The sequence below is a fragment of the Streptomyces sp. NPDC034111 genome (assembly GCF_055575375.1).
This window is the reverse complement of the sequence record NZ_JBVIST010000002.1, coordinates 432,840-451,568: the sequence shown is the minus strand read 5'-3', so window position 1 is coordinate 451,568 and position 18,729 is coordinate 432,840. Positions and strand designations below refer to the sequence as shown.

The window sequence follows — 18,729 nt, the reverse complement described above, 5'->3', positions numbered from 1 at the left end:
GGGCGTGGCGCGGGCCGGTCCTCGTCAGCCCTCCAGCAGCCGGTCGCGCAGCCGCTCGCGGGTGGTGGACGAGAGCTTCAGCCCGTCGGTGAGGTACTTCTCCGTCGAGCCCCAGGTCTGCTCGATCGCGTCGTAGGCGGCCGTGAGGTAGTCGGCGTGCGCCCCGAACAGCGGCGACAGCAGCTCCATGACCTCCGGCGACATCCCGACCGGGGAGCTGTCGGAGCGGCGGATCTTGTAGCGGCGGTGCGGGTCGTTGGACTTGAGGTAGTCCGCCTCGATGGCGTCCCGCTCCACCCCCACCGCCAGCAGGGTCACGGCCACCGACAGCCCGGCACGGTCCTTTCCGGCCGCGCAGTGCATCAGTGCAGGGACACTGTCCTCGGCGAGTGCGTGCAGCACCCGGCTGTGGTCTTCGGTGCGGGTGGTGATGATGTGGCGGTAGGTCAGCGCCATACGGGCCGCGGCCTTGCCGTCGCCGAGCGCGGCGCGCAGTTGGTCCAGCTCACCGTCGCGGACCATCGTCCAGAACTCCGCGCCGTCGGCGGGGTCGGTGAGCGGGATGTTCACATTGCGTACGCCGGGCAGCGCGACGTCGGGGCCCTCCAGCTTGATGTCCGCGGCATTGCGGAAGTCGAAGATGGTGTGCAGTCCGAGCCCGGCCAGGAACGCTGCGTCCGCCTCCGTCGCATGGGCGAGATGCCCGCTGCGGTACAGCCGGCCGTGCCGTACGCGACGCCCGTCCACGGTCGGCAGTCCGCCCACATCGCGGAAGTTGCGGACCTCCGCGAGTTCGGGCTGGGCCTGGGGGACCTGCGGCGTCTGCGTCACGGGCACTCCTTGGTGTCGGCCGCCGACGCGGCTCGTCGACGAGGCGGGGGCACATCCGACGATACGACATTGGTGCAATAGACAATCAGGCCGCAACGGGGTGTCCTGGGTGTGCCGAAGTGTGCGGGAGCGGGCGGGATCGGTCTTTATTCCAACTTGAGGAGAATTTGACCTGGTGGCATTAATCACGCCCCGTCAACCCCTGGTTACGGTGGCGTAGGTCACTTCTGAAGAGGAAGTATGTCCTGGCGTGGCAGACGATTCGAAGAACATCAGAAGAGGCGCCCACGGCGCCATCGGGTCGTACGCAGCCGTCGGGGACAGCTTTACAGAGGGGGTCGGGGATCCCGGCCCTGACGGGGTGTACATAGGTTGGGCGGACCGGCTTGCGGTGCTGCTCTCGGACCAGCAGGCGGAGGGCGATTTCCGCTATGCGAATCTCGCCGTCAGGGGGCGGCTCCTGGACCAGATCGTCGAGGAGCAGGTGCCCCGGGCTAAGGAGCTCGCGCCCGCGCTGGTGACGTTCTGTGCCGGCGGCAATGACATCCTGCGGCCGGGCTCGGACCCGGACGCGGTCGCCGAGCGCTATGAGGCGGCGGTCGCCGACCTTCGCCGGTCGGTCGGCACGGTGCTGCTCTGCACCGGCTTCGACACCCGCGGAATCCCGGTGCTCAAGCATCTGCGCGGCAAGATCGCGACGTATACCGCGCACGTCAGGGCGATCGCGGACCGGCACGACTGCCCGGTCCTGGATCTGTGGTCGCTGAAGTCGGTGCAGGACCGTCGGGCCTGGAGCCAGGACCGGCTGCACCTGTCGGCCGACGGTCACACCCGGGTGGCGCTGCGCGCGGCCCAGGTACTCGGCCTGCGGGTGCCGGCCGACCCGGACCAGCCCTGGCCCCCGGAGGCCGAGCGCTCGGTCTTCGAGGCGCGGCGGGACAACATCCACTGGGCGCGGGAGCACCTGGTCCCGTGGATCGGGCGTCGGCTGCGCGGTGAGTCCTCCGGTGACCATGTCGAGCCCAAGCGGCCCGATCTGCTGCCGCTGTAGGACGGTCGTGGGGGCGGACGCCCCCAGGCATGACGGAGGCCCCGATTCCGCAGGCGGCGGAGCGGGGCCTCAGTGAGCGGCGGTGCCGGTGTAGGGCACGTCGGCCCAGACCACCCGGCCCCGACCGCTGTCGGTGGGCCGGGAGCCCCAGCCGTCGGACAGGGCGCCGACGAGGAACAGCCCTCGTCCGCACTCCTTGTCCACGCTGCCGGGCTGGACGTGCGGTGCCGAAGCCCCCGGCCCGCCCTCGTCCGTGATCTCTATGCGTATGTGCGCGCCGATGCGGGCCAGTTCACAGCCGATCTTCTCGCTCTCGGTGTGCCGTACCGCATTGGTGAACAGTTCGGAGACCACCAACTCCACATCGTCGCGGACTGGTTGATCCGCGCCCCACTCGCTCAGCAGCGCACTGACGCGTCTGCGCGCCTCGGGTACGGACGTGCAGCGTGCCGGCAAGTGGAACGCGTCCTGCGGGTACTGGGCGACAAAGCCGCCGCAGCGCCCTAACGAGGGAGCGTTGTTGGAGGAAGCCACGCCGTAACTATGTGCGATGTTGGTCACCGATGGCAAGGATCACTCTGTAATTTGCAGAATCGTAAGTGCAGTCTGTTCGTTGTGGTGACGGCATGACACACTGCTGAGCACTGAAGTCAGTTGGAGGCGATCGGACGTGGCGGACCAACGGTCGGCAGGCGCGCCGACCGTCCTGCGGGTGGTGCTGGGCAAGCGACTGCAGGACCTGCGCGAGAAGGCGGGACTCTCCTTCGAACGGGCCGCCTCGGCCCTCGACGTGACCCACGCCACGATACGGCGCATGGAAAAGGCCGAGGTCGGCCTCAAACTCCCCTACGTCGAGAAGCTGCTGGCGACCTACGGCGTCACCGACGAGACCGAGATCGAGGGCTTTCTCTCCCTGGCCCGCGAGGCCAACAAGCCCGGCTGGTGGCACCGCTTCCGCGACGTACTCCCCGAGTGGTTCAGCGCCTTCGTCAGCCTGGAGGGTGAGGCCAACCTCATCCGCGCCTACCAACCGCACTACATGCCGGGCCTGTTGCAGACCGAGGACTACGCCACCGCGGTCCTGCGGGCCGGTATGCCGCACGCCTCCGCGGCCGACATCGACCGCATCGTCGCGCTGCGCATGGAGCGGCAGTCCCTGCTCACCCGCGACAACGCACCGATGCTGTGGGTGGTCATGGACGAGACGGTCCTACGGCGCCCGATCGGCGGGCCCAAGGTGATGCGCGACCAGATCACCCGGCTCATGGAGGCCACCGCGCTGCCGAACGTCCGGTTGCAGATCATGCCCTTCGCCGCGGGACCGCACCCCGCCATGTACGGACCCTTCCACATCTTCCGCTTCCCGATCCCGGAACTCCCGGACATCGCATACGCGGAAAGCCTCGTCGGAGCCGTGTACTTCGACCAGCGCAACGACGTCTCGCAGTTCCTGGAGGCCCTGGACCGGATGTGTGCGCAGGCCGCGCCGGCACACACCACCGAGGCCATTCTGGGTGGCTTTCGCAAGGAGATCTGAACCCCCCATGGATCGCATACGCATCTACAACGGCATGCCCGCCAAAGAACTGGGCACCGAGGGCTGGCACAAACCGTGGAGCGGCGGAAACGGCGGCGAATGCGTCGAGGCCATGCGGCTGGGGGACGGCCGGATCGCGCTGCGCCAGTCCACCGACCCGGACGGCCCGGCGCTGATCTACACCCACCGCGAGATGGTGAGCTTCATCGAGGGCGCCAAGGCCGGCCACGCCGACTTCCTGCTCTCCGCCGCGCCGGGCCGGCGCACCGAACGGAGGACGGCATGAGCGGGCAGGACTTCCCGACGGCGGCAGCGGACGGTGCGCTCCCCGAGTTCGGACCGTACGCACCCGGGCCCGAGCCCTCGGGTTTCTCCGTCGAAGAGATCGACACCAGCCGCCCGCACCCGGCCCGGATGTACGACTACTACCTCGGGGGCTGGGACAACTACGAGGTCGACCGGGTGGCCGCGGAGCGGGTCATCGAGGTGCACCCCCAGGTCCGGCTCAGCGCCCGCGCCAACCGCGCCTTTCTGCGGCGAGCGGTGCGCGAACTGGTCGGCGGCGGCATCCGCCAGCTCATCGACATCGGCACCGGCATCCCCACCTCGCCCAACACCCATGAGGTGGCCCGCGAGACCGCCCCCGACACCCGCGTCGTCTACGTCGACAACGACCCGATCGTCGCCACCCACGCCGGAGCCCGGCTCACCACCACCGAAGGCACCGGTTTCGTGCTCGGCGACGTCCGCGATCCCCAGGCGATCCTGGACCACCCCACCGTCCGCGAACTGATCGACTTCGACCGTCCTGTGGGGCTGCTGCTGGTCGCCGTACTGCACTTCGTCCGGGACGACGAGGACCCCGCGGCCCTGGTCGCCGCACTCGCCGAGGCGCTCCCCGCGGGCAGCCACCTCGTCCTGTCGCATGCGACCGACGAGCCCTATGAGGCCTATGAGGGCGGCCGTACGGACGAGGTGGCGCGGGCCGGGGTGGTGGACGTCTACAAGAGCGCCACCGCCACCCTCAACCTGCGGTCGCAGGCCGGCATCGAGCGGCTTTTCGGGCCGTTCAGTGTGCTGGAACCGGGCGTCGTACGGGTGCCGCTGTGGCGGCCGGACGGCGAGGTGCCCAGTGCCGAGGAGCTCAACAACACCATTTTCTATGGTGGAGTGGGCCGCAAGGACTGAACACCCCGCCGCTGTCCGGCCGGGACGGGGCGTCGCCCGGAGGCTATGCCCCCGTGGGGGAGACCTGTGGTGCGGGCGGCGGTTCCGTCAGGCCGGGGCGGCCGGCGGACGGCGCTTCGATACGAGCGGCCACCGGAGGTTCGGCCTGCGGTGCGGTGACGGGCGCCGCGGGCGGTGCCGGGGGAGCGGTCAGCACACCGCGCAGCTCGTCCGGTCCGACGAGGGCGGTATGGGTGCCCGCCGTGGTGCAGGCGTACGCGCCCGCGACGGCGCCCAGCCGTGCGCAGTCCTCCAGCGGCCGGCCCGCCAGCCGTCCGTAGAGGAAACCGCAGGTGAAGGCGTCGCCCGCGCCATTGGTGTCCACGACGGGACCGGGCGGGGCCACGGCCGGCACCGGCCGCGGAGTGCGGTCGTCGGGGGTGAGGAGGTAGGCACCGCCCGCCCCGGCCGTCGCGATCACCGCCTGGGCCCGGCCCTTCTCCACGATCTCCCGCATGACGGACGCGATCCGCTCGCCCGCCCCGGCCGTGCTGAGGAAGACCAGATCCGAGCGGAGCGCGAACTCCCGGTGATGGTCCGTCAGCCCGTCCCAGTCGTGCAGATCGGTGGAGACGGGCAGCCCCAGCGCCTCGATGTCGTCGTACAGGAAGCGGGCGAAGTGGGTGATCGACAGATGGACGTGGCGGGCCCGGCGCAGCACCGGGAGGTAGTGCTCGGGCGGCATCCGCAGATCGTGCGGGTCACGGGCGTCGAAGAAGGACATCCGATGGCCGTCGGAGGCGACGAGATTGACCGCCCGCCGGGTGCCGTGCGGCGAGATCAGCGGGCGGAAGTCGACACCGGTGCCGGCCAGCCGCTCGCGGACCAGGCTGCCGGGATGGTCGTCGCCGATGAAGTCCACGAAACCGGTGGTCAGCCCGAGCGCGGCGCAGCCCAGTGCGACACCTGTGCCGGTGTGTCCCGCCCACTCGCGGATGGGCCGCACCGGATGGGAATCGGCGGGGGGTACGGGCAGCGCGCCGACCGGCACGATGGTGTCCACGCCCGACCCGCCCACGACGAGTACGTCATATGCGTCATACGGCTCTGAAACCTGCTGGAATGTCACAAGCGTCCTTGAATCCCTTGCTGGTGAGGCGAATCCCTTGCTGGTGAGACCGTTGGCGGACCGGGTACGTCCGCTGCGGGGGAGTCTAGACGCAGGCTCGCCGCAAGTCGGGATGTCAGGGGCGGGGGTGGCACGCGGGAGCAAACGAGGTGCAAGAAGTCGCGCCGACGGTCCGGGGCGGGTGGTGAGCGGGCGACGGAGGTTGGCCGTCGGCGCGCCGTCGAAGGCCCCTGACTCGGCCGTCGCAAAGGGGAGTTGACATGATGTCGGGTGCATTGAAGTGTGAGGGCCGCTGACGATCACACGCCGTGGGTGGGGGCTGTCGCAGGGCCGCGGGCGTCGCTTCCGGGCATGGCGAACGGGTCCAGGGAACGGCAAAGAGCGGGTCGTGCGGCGGTTGGAACGGGCCGGCAGAGGAGCGAGGCAGGATGGCAGAGCACTCCAATGGCGGGCGCACCGCGCTCGTGATCGGTGGCGGGCTCGCCGGGATGCTCGCCGTCACCGCCCTGCTGGGACACGTCGAGACGATCACGGTCATCGAGCGCGACCGGTATCCGGAGGGCCACGCCTTCCGCAAGGGCGTACCGCAGGCCCGTCATCTGCACGTCCTGCTGAGCGGCGGACAGCGCGCGCTCGAGGAGCTGCTGCCCGGCTCGGTCGCCGCGCTCGGCGCAGCGGGCGCGCGCAGCCTCTATCTGCCCCGCGATCTGCTCACCCGTACGCCCACCGGATGGCAGCGCCGGTTCGACGAGCGCCGCCATCTCACCCTGAGCGTCACCCGGCCGGTGCTGGACGCCGTGGTGCGCGAACGGGTGCTGCGGGCCGTCGCCGACTCGCCCACCCGGGTCGAGGTCCTGGAGGCGACCGAGGCCGTCGGGCTGACCGGGGACGCCGACCGGGTGACCGGGGTGCGGATGCGCTCACGGGACGGCGGGCCGGGCGAGCGGGCCGCCGGGCGGGAGCTGCCGGCCGACCTCGTCGTGGATGCCTCGGGCCGTGGTTCCCGCGCTCCCCAGTGGTACGCCGAACTGGGCCGCAGCGCGCCGCAGGAAGAGACCGTGGACGCGGGGATCGCCTACGCCACCCGGATGTACCGGCCCAAGGACCCGGACACCGCCCCCGAGGTGGGCGTCAACGTCCCCGGCTGGCCGGAGTGCCCGCGCGGCGCCGCGTACGTACCGGTCGAGGACGGCAGATGGCTGCTGACCCTGTCCGGAGTGCGCGGCCACCATCCGCCCACGGACGCCGCGCAGTTCACCGCCTTCAGCGCCACCATCGGTGACCCGTACGTCCATGAACTGCTCGCCCAGGCCGAGCCGCTCTCGCCGGTGCACGGTTTCCGCGACACCTACAACCGCCGGCGGCACTTCGAACGCCCTGGTGCCCTGCCCGAGGGGTTCCTCGTTCTCGGGGACGCCGGGTGCACCTTCAACCCCGTGTACGGACAGGGCATGTCGGTCGCCGCGCTGGGCGCGCTGGCGGTGCGTGACACCCTCACCGGCGGTGGTGGTCTGCGCCCCGGCATCCTCGCGGAGGCGCAGCGGGCGGTGGCCCGGGCCGTGGAGCCTGCCTGGCTCGCCGCGGTCGGTGCGGACCGCCCGTATGCCGCCGCCGACGACCGTACGGCGCGCCTCGGCGAGCGGCTGAGCACCTGGTACATCGACCGGCTCTTCGCCCGGGCCGCCATCGACCACGTGGTCGGCGCGGCCTTCCGGGACGTCTTCTGCCTCACCGCCCCACCCACCCGGCTCCTCACCCCGCGGATCCTGCTGCGGACCCTCTTCCTGCCCCGCCGGCCAGGCCTCCCGGCCCCGCCCACCACGGTCGAAGCCATCTGAACCACCCCACCGGAACGGCATGAGCCACACCGCCGCCCGGCTCTGGAAAGCCGTCGCGATGGCCGGGGTCCCCCGCACGCTCGCCGGGGCGGCCCGCGTCACCTCCGTATACACCCCGTCCGGGCTGCGCGGACGCGGCTCGCCGGGGCGGTGACCGGCGCCGCCTCACGGGCCGCCCGGGAGTCGGGCGCGCAGGAGGTGCTGCTCTTCGCCGACCTCGGCAACCCGACCAGCAACGCCCTCCACCGGCGGCTCGGCTGCCGGTCGGCCGAAGATCATCTCGTACTGGCGTTCGGCCGACTCCGGTATCGTCCCAGTTCCCGGAATGCCACGGCCGGTCGCGCGGTTCTCCTCAGCGGGTGATGGTGTTGAGTCCGGTGTCGTGGTGCGGAATCCGTACGGCGGTGCCGGGTGGGCCGGCCCGCCGGAACCCACCGCTGACGCGGCCCGTTCACTTCGCGACTGCCCCGACCATGGAGGTGCCGTGACCGGTTCCCGATCCCGCCGCATTGGCCTGTCCGCGCTGCGTCCCGCGAGCTTCGGCGCCGAGCCCACCGGGGAGCGGCTGGCCAGGATGCGCAGATCGCCGCAGTTCGTGGACGGACAGTTCCGCAATCCGGTGCCGACCAGGCAGCTGCTCCACGGCTCCGCGCTGCCCATGGCGCGTACCCAGCTGAGCCGTGAGGGCCGGCTGCGGCGGGCACCGGTGGGCCCGATCCCGGTGCACCGGCCGGCCGCCGAGGACCGGGGCCGGCCGCCCGCGTCCGGACTGCGGCTCACCTGGATGGGCCATTCGAGCGTGCTGGCCGAGATAGACGGCCTGCGGGTGCTGTTCGACCCCGTCTGGGGCGAGCGCTGTTCGCCGGTCGCGTGGGCCGGCCCCAAGCGACTGCATCCGGTGCCTGTCGAGCTGGACGAGCTGGCGCCGGTCGACGTCGTGGTGATCTCGCACGACCACTACGACCACCTCGACATGCCCACGGTCCGGGGCCTGATCCGCTCCGGCGCCGCCTTCGTCGTACCGCTCGGCATCGGAGCCGACCTGGAATTCTGGGGCGTGCCCGCCGAGCGGATCACCGAACTGGACTGGCACGAGTCCACCCGGCACGGCGGACTGACCCTCACCGCCACCCCCGCCCAGCACTTCTGCGGCCGCGGCCTGCGCGGCCCGCAGCACACCCTGTGGGCCTCCTGGGTGGTCGCCGGCCCCGACCACCGCATCTACCACAGCGGCGACACCGGCTACTTCTCCGGCTTCGCGGAGATCGGCGCGGCCCACGGTCCGTTCGACGCCACGATGATGCAGGTCGGCGCCTACAGCGAATTCTGGCCCGACATCCATATGACCCCGGACGAGGGCCTGCGGGCACACCTCGACCTCTCCGGCGGCAAGCCGGAAGGTGTGCTGCTGCCGATCCACTGGGGCACCTTCAACCTCGCACCGCATCCATGGGCGGAGCCTGCCGAGTGGACCCTGACCGCCGGCCACAAGGCCGGTGTCACCACCGCACACCCCCGGCCGGGCGAGTCCTTCGAACCCGCCGCCCCGCCCGTCGCCTACCCATGGTGGAGGGCGATCGCTGTCCCGCCCGTCCACGGATGGCCCGCCTGGCCGCCGGTGGTCTCGTCGGTGGACGTGGATCTCGCCGCGGACCGGTGAGATCGGGCCTCTTCCCGGGGTGAGGCGGGGACCGTGCGAGGGGTGCGGTCCTCACCTCGTGCCGTTCTCCGCGGGAGCGTCACCCCGCTCTCAACGTCCGTCAGCAGAAGGGGTTTTGACCTCATCCCCGGCGCGCGTCGGGGCGGTGAGCGCCGTTCGTGAGGCGTTGCCGGAAGGTGTCCCGGAACGAGGCAACTCCCGGAGCGTGGACGGGAGTTCGGATTTCGTCGTACTGATGTGCGTGCGGCGCCCACTCAAGGAGGTGGCGTGGGGTAGCGAAACCCCGAAGTGGGCCCGAAGGCCACCCCTGCAACAACTAGCGTGCGTGCTCCGTGGACCGCCAACGGCCGATCCGGAGGGCGCCGATGCCTACCGTATTCCCCCAGGGGACCCAGACGTCCCAGGAGGCTCAAAGGTCCCCAGGGACACAGGGTTCCCCGGGGGCCGCTCCCGTACCCGCTTCCGTTCGGCGGCGGGAGCGGGAGGGCGGACGGCACGGCCGCGCCTCCTTCCCCGAGTCCGCCGCCGACTCGGCGATACGGTCCCGGCTGGTCCGGCTCACCGCCGTACCCTGCCTGTTGACCGCCGTCGTCTGCACCGCCGTTGCCGCCTTCGTCGTCCAGGCCGGCGGCACCCGGGTCAGCGACCGTGAATGGCTGGTGCTCTGCGGCGGCCTCGCCGTGGTCTGCGTCATCGTGCTCACCGCGAGCGCCGCCGCCAACGCCGAGGCCCGTGCCACCGTCACCCGCTACGCCCGGCTGCGCCAGGTCTGCGCCCGCAGCCAGTCCGACCTCTACGACCTGCTCGACCGGGTGCGCCAGGGCGAATGGCTGCCGCGCCGGGAGCCCGAGCCGGGCCCGGTGCCCACCGGTGACACCCTCGATCTGCTCGCCCACGAAGTGGCCGCCGCCGGGCGGGCCGCCGAGTCCGCCGTCATCGACGCGGTGGCCATCGCCCGCAGCAACGCCAGCGGCAGCGAGCAGAAGGTCGAGGTCTTCGTGAACCTCGCCCGCCGGCTCCAGTCGCTGGTGCACCGGGAGATCGAGCTGCTGGACGAGCTGGAGAACCAGGTCGAGGACCCGGACCTGCTCAAGGGGCTGTTCCACGTCGACCACCTGGCCACCCGTATCCGCCGGCACGCCGAGAACCTGGCCGTCCTCGGCGGCGCCATCTCGCGCCGCCAGTGGAGCCGCCCGGTCTCCATGACCGAGGTGCTGCGCTCATCGATCGCCGAGGTCGAGCAGTACCCCAGGATCAAGCTGGTGCCGCCGATCGAGGGCACCCTGCGCGGGCACGCCGTCGCCGACGTGATCCATCTGCTCGCCGAGCTCGTCGAGAACGCCACCATCTACTCGGCACCGCAGACCCCGGTCCTGCTGCGCGCCCAGCTCGTCACCGCCGGCCTGGCGGTCGAGGTCGAGGACCGCGGCCTGGGCATGTCGGCGGACGAGCAGTCGCGGATGAACGCCCTGCTGGCCGACCCCGACCACATCGATGTCGCCGAACTGCTCAGCGACGGCCGGATCGGGCTCTTCGTGGTCTCCTCGCTCGCCCGGCGGCACGGCATCGTTGTCCGGCTCCAGAGCAACATCTACGGCGGGGTGCAGGCGGTGCTGATCGTGCCCCAGGGCCTGCTCGGCGCCGACTCGGGCGTCGACTCGGGCGCCGGGGAGGTGGAGGGGGCGGACACGCCGCGCATCGGCTCCCCGGACACCGACCCGGCGCGTGAACGCGGCGCGTACGACGGCGCGTACGACAGCCCGTACGCCCCGGACGCGGACGGCGGCCACGACCGGCACGACCGCCACGACCGCGGCGGTGACGGATCCCGGACCGCGGCCCTTCCCGCCCCGGCCCCCGCCCGTGATCAGGCCCCGAGCGCGCCGCAGCGGAGCCACGAGGACCGTACGCCCCCGGCGCGCACCCAGCCCCCCGCCGACGCCGACCCCGACTCCGGTGCGACCCGCCGGCGGCTGGTTCACGCCTCGGGCCACCTCATGCCCGACATGCCCCTGACCGACGCGCCCAGCCCCGACGCGGCCGACAGCGCCCCGGCCGAATCACCCGCCGACCCCGGCCCGGTCGTTCTGCCGCCCGCGCCCCCCGCCGTGGACAACGGTGCCCGCCCCCGGCTGCCCCGCCGGCGCAAGCAGACCCACCTCGTTCCCGAGCTGCGCGGCGACCCGATCCTGCCGTCCGCGGCGCGCCGTACAGGCCCTGAGCCCGAGCACGACCCCGGTCTGATGGCCGCCTTCCGGCGCGGGTTCAGCCTCGCCGACGACACCTACGCCGGCGGCTCCGCCGGCACCACCCCGGCCCAGGGCGGCGACCTCAGCGGCCCGGCCGGCAACGACCTGCTCCACAACCCTGACCACGAGGCCCCGATGGCCCGCCCCCGAGGAGACGACCGCAACCATGGTGAGTGATGTGCGTGCGCAGACGCATTCGCAGCTGCAGGGCAGTCAGCACACCGATCTGTCCTGGCTGCTGACCGGACTCGTACAGCGTGTCCCGCACGCCCGGAGCGCCCTCCTGCTGTCCTCGGACGGCCTGGTCAAGGCCGCCCACGGCTTCGATCCGGACAGCGCCGACCACATGGCGGCGCTGTCCTCCGGCCTCTACTCCCTCGCCCGCAGCGCCGGCGCCCGCTTCGGTGAGGGCGATGACGTCCTCCAGGTCGTCGTCGAGCTGGAGTCCACCTTCCTGTTCGTCTCCACCGCCGGATCCGGTGCCTGCCTGGCGGTGCTCGCCGGGCGCGAGGCCGATGTCGCGGTGCTGGGCTACGAGATGTCGATGCTGGTCAAGAGCGTCCGGCCCTATCTGTCCACCCCCGCGCGCCAGCAGGCGTCGGCGGGTGGGCGTTGACCATGACCGTGCGTCGCCGGCGGTGCGGCGGGGAACCGTGGTACGACGATGCCGCGGGCCGGCTGGTCCGCCCGTACACCATCAGCAACGGCCGGACCCGGCCGACGGCGCACTTCGATCTGCTGACCATGGTGATGGCCACCGGCCGCCGGCCCGTCGCCGCCCAGGGCCCCGAGCACGCGCAGGTGCTGGGGCTCTGCGGCGGGCCGGTCTCGGTGGCCGAGATCGCCGCCCATATACGGCTGCCCGCCGTGGTCACCAAAGTGCTCCTCGCCGACCTCGTCGACTGCGGGGCGCTCACCGCGCGGGCCCCCGCGGCCGTTTCGGCCGGGCCCGCGTCCCGTACCGACCGAGCCCTGCTGGAGGCGGTGCTGAATGGACTTCGCAAACGACTGTGACCCCCGACGGGGGGACCCCTCGCCCGACCTCTTCCCCACCGCGCTCAAGATCCTGGTGGCCGGAGGTTTCGGGGTGGGCAAGACGACCTTCGTCGGAGCGGTCAGCGAGATCGAACCGCTCAGTACGGAAGAGCTCCTCACCCAGGTCAGCGTCGGCACCGACGATCTGGCGGGCGTCGAGGAGAAGAACACCACGACCGTCGCCATGGACTTCGGCCGGATCACCCTCAGCCCCGAGCACGTCCTCTACCTCTTCGGGACGCCGGGGCAGCAGCGCTTCTGGTTCATGTGGGACGAGCTGTCCAACGGCGCGCTCGGCGCGGTCATCCTCGCCGACACCCGGCGCCTGGACCAGTGCTTCGCCGCGGTGGACTTCTTCGAGCGGCGCGGGATCGAATTCATCGTCGCGGTCAACGAGTTCGACGGTTCCTACCGCTACGACCCGGACGAGGTCCGCAGCGCCATGGATCTCTCCCCGGACATCCCCGTCGTGCTCTGTGACGCCCGCGAGTGCGGTTCGGCCACCCACGTCCTGGTATCGCTCGTCCAGCATCTGCTCACCCCCGCCCTCGCCGCGACCCCGGAGCTGCCATGAACCACCCCGCCTCCCGCACCTCGTACGCCTCCTACGACCCGACGCGGCATCTGCTGCTCACCCCTCAGGACGACGAGGCACCGGCGCGTGTGGCCCGGCTGCGGGCGCTGGGCATCGGGGACTCTCCGCTGCCCGCGTTCGACGAGTTCGCGCGCAAGCTCGCCCGGACCACCCGGGCGCCGTACTCGATGGTCAACTTCATCGACGAGCACCGGCAGTACTTCGCCGGTCTCTATACGCCCGCCCAGGACCAGGCCGTCGAGCTGGGGCCGGCGCCCGCCAGCGCCCAGCCCGGCCGGGTGATGGACCGCGACCACGGCTACTGCCCGCATGTCATCGTCCGGCGCAAGGCCTTGGTGCTGGAGGACGTCTGTGACTATCCGCGGTTCGCCGGCAACCCCGTCGTCGACGAGATCGGCATCCGCTCCTACCTCGGTGCGCCGCTGATCGACCGTACGGGCATGGCGCTGGGCACCGTCTGTGTGGTGGACCTCGAACCGCGCCCCTGGGGACGGGAGGGGCTGGAGACCATCAAGGCGATGGCCGCCGAACTCGTCGAGCAGATCCATCGCATGGAGCAGCAGGGCGACGCCCGCTGAACCGGGGCCCGTACCGGCCGGCCCGGGGGCGCGGCATCGGCGTGCTGCCGGTGGCCGCGGCCCCGGGCCGGTTCACTTGAGGGGGGCGATCGGTGAGCGCTGACGGGCCGGGCCGGTGCGCTGGCCGGGAAGGGTGGCCCGGTCCGGCTCGCCCGGCACTCCGTCCGGTGCGTCCGTCGCGACGGCGTCATGGTCGTCGTCGGGCCACTCCGACGGCTCCAGCCGCAGCAGCTCCGCCAGCCGGGCCGACCACTCGCCCTTCGCCCGGCCCAGGGCCAGTTCTCCCAGGCGCAGCAGCTGGATGTCGGAGGTGCCGGCCGGGGCGAAGATGTGGTGCGCATCGCGCAGAAAGCGTTCGATCGGCCGGTCGGTGAACAGCCCGCACGCGGCATGGATGTCCATCGCGTCGCGCGCCGACTCCAGTGCCGACTCCACATTGACCAGCTTGGCGTTCATCAGTTCCGCATCGCACGGCAGCCCCTGGTCCAGCAGATGCACCGCGTGGTACGCGGAGAGCCGGGACAGCAGCAGCCGCGACTGGATACGGCCGAGCTTGAGCTTGATGGTGCCGAGATCGGCCAAGGGTCTGCCGTAGCGCTGCCGTTCGGCGCAGAACGCCGAGGTCTCGTCCAGCACCGCCTGGTGGATGCCCAGTGAGACGGCGGTCAGATTCGGCCGGCCGTACAGCACGCTGGAGGAGTACGCCACGGACAGTCCGTCGCCCTCCTGGCCCAGCAGATGCGTCGCCGGTACCCGGCAGTCGTCGAAGAACAGCTCGCCGAAGCTGAAACCGTGCAGGCCCATCGCGGGCTGCTGCGGCCCGATGCGGAAGCCGGGGGTGCCGGACTCGACGAGGAACGCCGACAGGCCCTTGGAGCCCTCGCCGGTGCGGACGACGACGCCGTGCAGATCGCCGACATGGCTGTTGCCGACGTAGATCTTGCGGCCGTTGAGGACATAGTCGTCGCCGTCGCGGACCGCGGTGGAGGCCATGCCCAGCACATGGCCGCCGGACTGCGGCTCGGTGACGGCGATGGTCGGCAGGCAGTCGCCGGAGGCTATCGCCGGCAGCCAGGTCTTCTTCTGTTCCTCGTTGCCGAAGTGGACGATCTTCGCGACGCCGAGCTGGGAGGCCTGCACCATCGCCCCCATCGCCGCACTGACCCGGGAGAGCTCCTCGATGATGATGGTCTTGGCGACATGTCCGGCCCCCATTCCTCCGTACGCCCGGTGCACGGTCGCACCTATCCACCCCTGACGGGCGATCAGCCGCGAAAGGTCATGGCAGACGGTACGGCTCGCCTCCATCTCGGCAATCCGGGGCCGGACCTCGCTTTCGGCGAAATCCCGCACCCGCTGCCGGAGTGCTTCATGTCGCTGGTCGGTGAAATAGCGATGCAAGACGAGCCCTCCTTCGCGATCTTCTCCGCGCTGTCGCACCCCGCCTCGGGACGGCACTGGCGGTGCCGTCTTCAGTGTGGATGTTCCGGAACGTGATCTGTCGCTTACCGCGTGCAATACCCGTTGGCATACCTACTGCGGGGCGCACAAAACATCAACTGGGGGCATTTATGCGAAGAGTTGAAGCGCGAAGTGTTTGTGCACCACCCCCTGTCCGAGGGCGGCTGTGGCGCGGTTCCGAAGGCCCCGGAACCGCGCCACCCCACGCCTCCCCGGACCGTCACGACGGGGTGGTGTGCCTCAGTGCGCCGGGGCGCAACAGGATTCGCGGCGCTGCTGACGGCCCACCGCCAGCCAGTCCGTACCGGACGGGTGCAGCGTGCGGAGGCCGGGCGCGGGGAACGCGCCGACCAGCTCCCGCTGCTCGACCAGCCGCCCGCCGCGCAGCACCGCCGTGGTGCGCACCAGCGAGTCGAAGTCGGTGAACGGATCGCCGTCCACCAGCGTCATATCGCCGAGCTTGCCGACCTCCAGCGTCCCCAGGTCCCGCTCCGCACCGAACACCCGCGCGGGCAGCGCGGTCGCGGTACGCAGCGTCCGGCTCACGCTCAGACCGCCCCGGTGCAGCGCCCGCAGGCACAGGTGCAGGCCCAGCCCCACCGGCGTCAGTGGCTGGTCGGTCCCCAGTGCGACCAGCCCGCCGCCTGCCAAAACCCGCCGGTAGAACCGGACTTCGGTCTCGATGTCGGCCAGTTGCGCCGGGGTGGGCCGGTGCCCGGCGTTCGCCCGTACGACCGCGGCGTCCCAGGGCGGCATCAGCCGCGCCACCCGTACGTCCTCGGCCAGTGCGGGGTCGGCGCCCAGCAGCGCGCCCGCCGAGAAGGGGGTAGCCAGCAGGTGGAAGCCGGCCTGGGTGTAGATCTCCTCGACGTCCTGGTAGGCGTGTCCCGAGCCGCTGACCGCATGCCCGGACTCCAGCCGCTGGGTGGCCTGGAGATGGGTGGTCAGGTCCTGGCCCAGCTGCACGCCCGGGGTGAGCAGATGGCTCCCGGCCCGCACCCCCAGCCGGTCGTGGGCGAAGCGCGCGGCCTCCGCCATCACCCAGCCCGGCGCCCGCACATACGTCTTGACGAAGTCCCAGTCCAGCGCCGCGCCGCGCTCCAGCGACCGCCGCAGCCCGGCCCGGGTGCGGTGCGCCCGCCCCATGCTGTACGCGACCCGTCCGCCGTCCAGCAGTTCCCCGCAGGTCAGCAGCCGTGGCCCGGCGAGCGCACCGGCGGCCACGGCCTCGCGGATGCGGGCCTGCTCGTAGGAGAAGCCGCCGCAGGAGACCGCGGTGGTGATGCCGTACGCCAGTTGCAGCGCGGTCTGCCGGCCGCCGTAGGTCGTCTGCCAGGGGTGGGTGTGCGCATCCCACAGACCGGGCAGGACGGTCCGCTCGGAGGCGTCGACCCGGCGGGCCGCGCCGGTCCGGGCCGGGCGGTGCGGTTCCACCGCGGTGATCCGGCCGTCCCGGACCACCACATCGACGTTCTCGCGCACCGTGTCACCGGTGCCGTCCCAGAATCTGCCCGCATGGACGACGGTGTCCCGGGCGCGCGCCGGCCGGTGGCCGAGGGACAGTGGAACGGTGCGGGCCGGACCGCCGGACACCTCGATCAGCCGCAGTCGGCCCGCCGACAGATAGAGCAGGGTGCGGGAGTCCCCGGACCACGACGGGTGGTCGGCGCTCTCGTCGGTCAGCTGCCGCGGCGCGCCGGCCGGCGTACCGTCGGGCCGCACCGGCAGTACCCACAGTGCGGACTCGGCGATCAGCGCCATCCAGCGTCCGTCGGGCGACCACACCGGCCCCGAGTCGTAGCGGTCGGCGATCGAGACATGCTCGGCGACCGCGAACAGCCGCCCCTGGCCGGTCTCGGCGTCCAGCACCCGGATGACGTTGTAGCCCTCGCGGAAGCGGCGGTTGAGACGGTTGCGGTCGCAGTACGCCAGAAAGCGTCCGTCCGGGGACCAGCTGGGGCGGCCGGGCAGCCCGCCGGCGCCCAGCGGTGCGGCCAGCACCCGCTCCTTGCCGTCGGACAGCGTCCTTACGACGAGATTTCCTGACATGTCGAGGGCGGCCAGCCGTCCGCCGTCCGGAGACAGCGCCGGCTGCACCCGGCCCCCGGCGGCCAGCACCGTCTCCTCGCCGGAGGAGACCTCCCGGCGGCGCACCGCGAACAGCCCGTCCCGGTCGTCCGCGTACAGCAGCGCACGCCCGTCGCGGGACCAGCTCGGCGCCAGGACGTAGCGGGTGGCATCGGCCCGGACGATCCGGCGCGGCGCACCGCCGCCCGAAGTCGGCGCCAGCCAGAGGGAGTTGAGAGCCGCGAAGGCCACCGTGCGGCCGTCGGGGGAGAGCGCCGGCAGATGCACCCCGCGCACCGGGCCCGCGGCCGTCCGCTCGAAGCCGTAGTCCTTGACGCGGTAACGGGGACGGTCCAGTGGCAGCCGCGCGGTGAACGGGATGGTCTCGGCCCGCTGCGGAGCGTCGGGGCGGACGATGCGGAACTGCCCGCCGACCGTCAGCAGCAGGGCGTCCGGCGAGACCCAGCGCGGCGGCACCGGCTCGACATCGCCGTCGACCGCGACCGGCTCGCCGTCCACCACCAGGGTGCAGGTCGGCCCCGGGTACTCCGTGGTCCGCAGATAGGCCAGCCGTCCGGTGGGGGACAGCGCCGGCACCATCACCTGGGCGGCCGCCGTCCCGGTGTGCTCGGAGCGCACCGCGCCGCTGCCGTCGGCCGGCACCGAGGCGACCGTACGCGAGAGCAGCGCGGTGCCCGAGACCCGTCCCCGGACGAAGAAGATGCGTGCGCCGTCCGGTGACCAGCACGGGTCGAAGTCCTCCCAGGGGCCGTCCTGTTGGGGACCGTCCTGGCCGGGCAGCCCGGTCACCCGGGTCAGCCGCCCGCTCGCCACCTCCAGCACCCAGATCCGGTACGGACCGCCGGTCACCGCATCGCCGCCGCGCTCCGAGGCGAACGCGATCCGGGTCCCGTCGGGCGACCAGGCGGGGCCGCGGTCGTCCCAGGGGCCGTCGGTCAGCCGGGTGAGTCCCGAGCCGTCGGGGGAGAGCATCCACAGATGGAAGGTGCCGCCCCGGTAGGCGCTGAGGGCGATCCGGCGGCCGTCGGGGGAGTGCACCGGACGGGTGGGTTCCAGGTCGGGCGGGGTCAGCGCCACCGCGTCGCCGCCGGACCGGGGCAGCGACCACAGGACGTTCTGGACCTCGGCGACCAGGCGGTCGCCGGCCGGAGCGAGGGAGGCCGCACCGTTGGTGGCGGCCGTGAAGGAGAGGGCGGCGCCGGTGGTCCCGGACTCCTGACCCAAGGCCACGGGCGCGGCGACCCCGGCCAGCCCCGCCGCGGCGGCGGCCGAGGCGGTGCCCTGGAGAAAACTGCGGCGGGAGAGCGGTGTGCGGCGAAGGGGGGAGCCGGAGCGCTGAGGGGAGTTCTCGGAACGGTCCGTGGTGTCCAACGATCCTCCTGCGAAAGGGGGTTGCGGCACAGGCGTCTGGAAAGAACCGCCCGATCGTGCCACGCCGCGCGGGCGGGGGTGGGGCAATCCCCCGCGCGCGCCCCGTGGCGCACCGCCGCCCGGCGCGGAAGAGTGTGCG

At 72.1% G+C, this 18,729-nt stretch carries 17 protein-coding genes; 12 read left to right on the top strand and 5 right to left on the bottom strand.

Features of this window, described 5'->3' with window-relative positions; translation table 11 throughout:
* Nucleotides 1-24 precede the first annotated feature (24 nt).
* Nucleotides 25-831 carry a tyrosine-protein phosphatase gene (locus ACZ55A_RS07740; RefSeq protein WP_468835814.1) on the bottom strand — a complete coding sequence of 269 codons (807 nt, stop codon included), beginning with the start codon at nt 829-831 and terminating at the stop codon, nt 25-27.
* A gap of 250 nt (nt 832-1,081) precedes the next feature.
* On the opposite strand from ACZ55A_RS07740, the gene ACZ55A_RS07735 reads away from it, so the two are divergent.
* Nucleotides 1,082-1,882, top strand: coding sequence for an SGNH/GDSL hydrolase family protein (locus ACZ55A_RS07735; RefSeq protein WP_468835811.1), 801 nt, complete (start codon nt 1,082-1,084; stop codon nt 1,880-1,882).
* A gap of 69 nt (nt 1,883-1,951) precedes the next feature.
* Here ACZ55A_RS07735 and ACZ55A_RS07730 read toward each other — a convergent pair whose 3' ends face one another.
* On the bottom strand, nt 1,952-2,416 hold the full coding sequence (locus ACZ55A_RS07730) for an ATP-binding protein (RefSeq protein WP_468835809.1): 465 nt from the start codon (nt 2,414-2,416) through the stop codon (nt 1,952-1,954).
* A gap of 136 nt (nt 2,417-2,552) precedes the next feature.
* Between ACZ55A_RS07730 and ACZ55A_RS07725 the strand changes: the two genes are divergently transcribed.
* From ACZ55A_RS07725 to ACZ55A_RS07715, 3 genes are read left to right on the top strand one after another with little or no spacing between them, the layout of a single operon-like run.
* Nucleotides 2,553-3,419 (top strand): helix-turn-helix domain-containing protein, encoded by an 867-nt coding sequence (locus ACZ55A_RS07725; RefSeq protein WP_468835806.1) that lies wholly within the window; start codon nt 2,553-2,555, stop codon nt 3,417-3,419.
* 7 nt (nt 3,420-3,426) lie between these two features.
* Nucleotides 3,427-3,705 carry a DUF397 domain-containing protein gene (locus ACZ55A_RS07720; protein ID WP_381400313.1) on the top strand — a complete coding sequence of 93 codons (279 nt, stop codon included), beginning with the start codon at nt 3,427-3,429 and terminating at the stop codon, nt 3,703-3,705.
* On the top strand, nt 3,702-4,607 hold the full coding sequence (locus ACZ55A_RS07715; protein ID WP_468835803.1) for an SAM-dependent methyltransferase: 906 nt from the start codon (nt 3,702-3,704) through the stop codon (nt 4,605-4,607). Before ACZ55A_RS07720 ends, ACZ55A_RS07715 begins: the two co-directional genes overlap by 4 nt.
* A 43-nt stretch (nt 4,608-4,650) precedes the next feature.
* Here the strand turns inward: ACZ55A_RS07715 and ACZ55A_RS07710 are convergent, their stop codons facing one another.
* Nucleotides 4,651-5,715: a carbohydrate kinase family protein gene (locus ACZ55A_RS07710; RefSeq protein ID WP_468835801.1), complete on the bottom strand. Its 1,065-nt coding sequence runs from the start codon at nt 5,713-5,715 to the stop codon at nt 4,651-4,653.
* 428 nt (nt 5,716-6,143) lie between these two features.
* On the opposite strand from ACZ55A_RS07710, the gene ACZ55A_RS07705 reads away from it, so the two are divergent.
* The 8 genes from ACZ55A_RS07705 to ACZ55A_RS07670 all read left to right on the top strand — a co-directional run bounded on the left by ACZ55A_RS07705 (nt 6,144) and on the right by ACZ55A_RS07670 (nt 13,670).
* Entirely contained in the window at nt 6,144-7,553 is a 1,410-nt protein-coding gene (locus ACZ55A_RS07705; protein ID WP_468835798.1) for an NAD(P)/FAD-dependent oxidoreductase, read from the top strand.
* Between the two features lie 19 nt (nt 7,554-7,572).
* Nucleotides 7,573-7,707, top strand: coding sequence for a hypothetical protein (locus ACZ55A_RS07700; protein WP_468835795.1), 135 nt, complete (start codon nt 7,573-7,575; stop codon nt 7,705-7,707).
* Nucleotides 7,708-8,037: 330 nt separating this feature from the next.
* On the top strand, nt 8,038-9,213 hold the full coding sequence (locus tag ACZ55A_RS07695; protein ID WP_468835792.1) for an MBL fold metallo-hydrolase: 1,176 nt from the start codon (nt 8,038-8,040) through the stop codon (nt 9,211-9,213).
* A 365-nt stretch (nt 9,214-9,578) separates the two neighbouring features.
* Nucleotides 9,579-11,639, top strand: a complete 2,061-nt coding sequence (locus tag ACZ55A_RS07690; protein WP_468835789.1) for a sensor histidine kinase — start codon at nt 9,579-9,581, stop codon at nt 11,637-11,639.
* Nucleotides 11,629-12,078 (top strand): roadblock/LC7 domain-containing protein, encoded by a 450-nt coding sequence (locus tag ACZ55A_RS07685; protein ID WP_468835786.1) that lies wholly within the window; start codon nt 11,629-11,631, stop codon nt 12,076-12,078. The genes ACZ55A_RS07690 and ACZ55A_RS07685 overlap by 11 nt, the downstream gene beginning before the upstream one ends.
* A 2-nt stretch (nt 12,079-12,080) precedes the next feature.
* The gene (locus ACZ55A_RS07680; RefSeq protein WP_468835784.1) at nt 12,081-12,476 is read left to right on the top strand and encodes a DUF742 domain-containing protein; all 396 of its coding nucleotides are present in this window, start codon (nt 12,081-12,083) and stop codon (nt 12,474-12,476) included.
* Nucleotides 12,454-13,071 (top strand): GTP-binding protein, encoded by a 618-nt coding sequence (locus ACZ55A_RS07675; RefSeq protein ID WP_468835781.1) that lies wholly within the window; start codon nt 12,454-12,456, stop codon nt 13,069-13,071. The genes ACZ55A_RS07680 and ACZ55A_RS07675 overlap by 23 nt, the downstream gene beginning before the upstream one ends.
* On the top strand, nt 13,068-13,670 hold the full coding sequence (locus ACZ55A_RS07670) for a GAF domain-containing protein (protein WP_468835779.1): 603 nt from the start codon (nt 13,068-13,070) through the stop codon (nt 13,668-13,670). Before ACZ55A_RS07675 ends, ACZ55A_RS07670 begins: the two co-directional genes overlap by 4 nt.
* 72 nt (nt 13,671-13,742) lie before the next feature.
* Here the strand turns inward: ACZ55A_RS07670 and ACZ55A_RS07665 are convergent, their stop codons facing one another.
* Nucleotides 13,743-15,071, bottom strand: a complete 1,329-nt coding sequence (locus tag ACZ55A_RS07665; protein WP_468835776.1) for an acyl-CoA dehydrogenase family protein — start codon at nt 15,069-15,071, stop codon at nt 13,743-13,745.
* Between the two features lie 300 nt (nt 15,072-15,371).
* Nucleotides 15,372-18,590 carry an amidohydrolase family protein gene (locus ACZ55A_RS07660; RefSeq protein ID WP_468835775.1) on the bottom strand — a complete coding sequence of 1,073 codons (3,219 nt, stop codon included), beginning with the start codon at nt 18,588-18,590 and terminating at the stop codon, nt 15,372-15,374.
* Nucleotides 18,591-18,729: the final 139 nt, after the last annotated feature.

What these genes read in the sequence shown, in the direction of transcription:
- ACZ55A_RS07715 (WP_468835803.1), top strand. Translation starts at nt 3,702, where the DNA reads ATGAGCGGGCAGGACTTCCCGACGGCGGCAGCGGACGGTGCGCTCCCC.
- ACZ55A_RS07685 (WP_468835786.1), top strand. Translation starts at nt 11,629, where the DNA reads ATGGTGAGTGATGTGCGTGCGCAGACGCATTCGCAGCTGCAGGGCAGT.
- ACZ55A_RS07720 (WP_381400313.1), top strand. Translation starts at nt 3,427, where the DNA reads ATGGATCGCATACGCATCTACAACGGCATGCCCGCCAAAGAACTGGGC.
- ACZ55A_RS07680 (WP_468835784.1), top strand. Translation starts at nt 12,081, where the DNA reads ATGACCGTGCGTCGCCGGCGGTGCGGCGGGGAACCGTGGTACGACGAT.
- ACZ55A_RS07670 (WP_468835779.1), top strand. Translation starts at nt 13,068, where the DNA reads ATGAACCACCCCGCCTCCCGCACCTCGTACGCCTCCTACGACCCGACG.
- ACZ55A_RS07705 (WP_468835798.1), top strand. Translation starts at nt 6,144, where the DNA reads ATGGCAGAGCACTCCAATGGCGGGCGCACCGCGCTCGTGATCGGTGGC.
- ACZ55A_RS07675 (WP_468835781.1), top strand. Translation starts at nt 12,454, where the DNA reads ATGGACTTCGCAAACGACTGTGACCCCCGACGGGGGGACCCCTCGCCC.
- ACZ55A_RS07700 (WP_468835795.1), top strand. Translation starts at nt 7,573, where the DNA reads ATGAGCCACACCGCCGCCCGGCTCTGGAAAGCCGTCGCGATGGCCGGG.
- ACZ55A_RS07690 (WP_468835789.1), top strand. Translation starts at nt 9,579, where the DNA reads ATGCCTACCGTATTCCCCCAGGGGACCCAGACGTCCCAGGAGGCTCAA.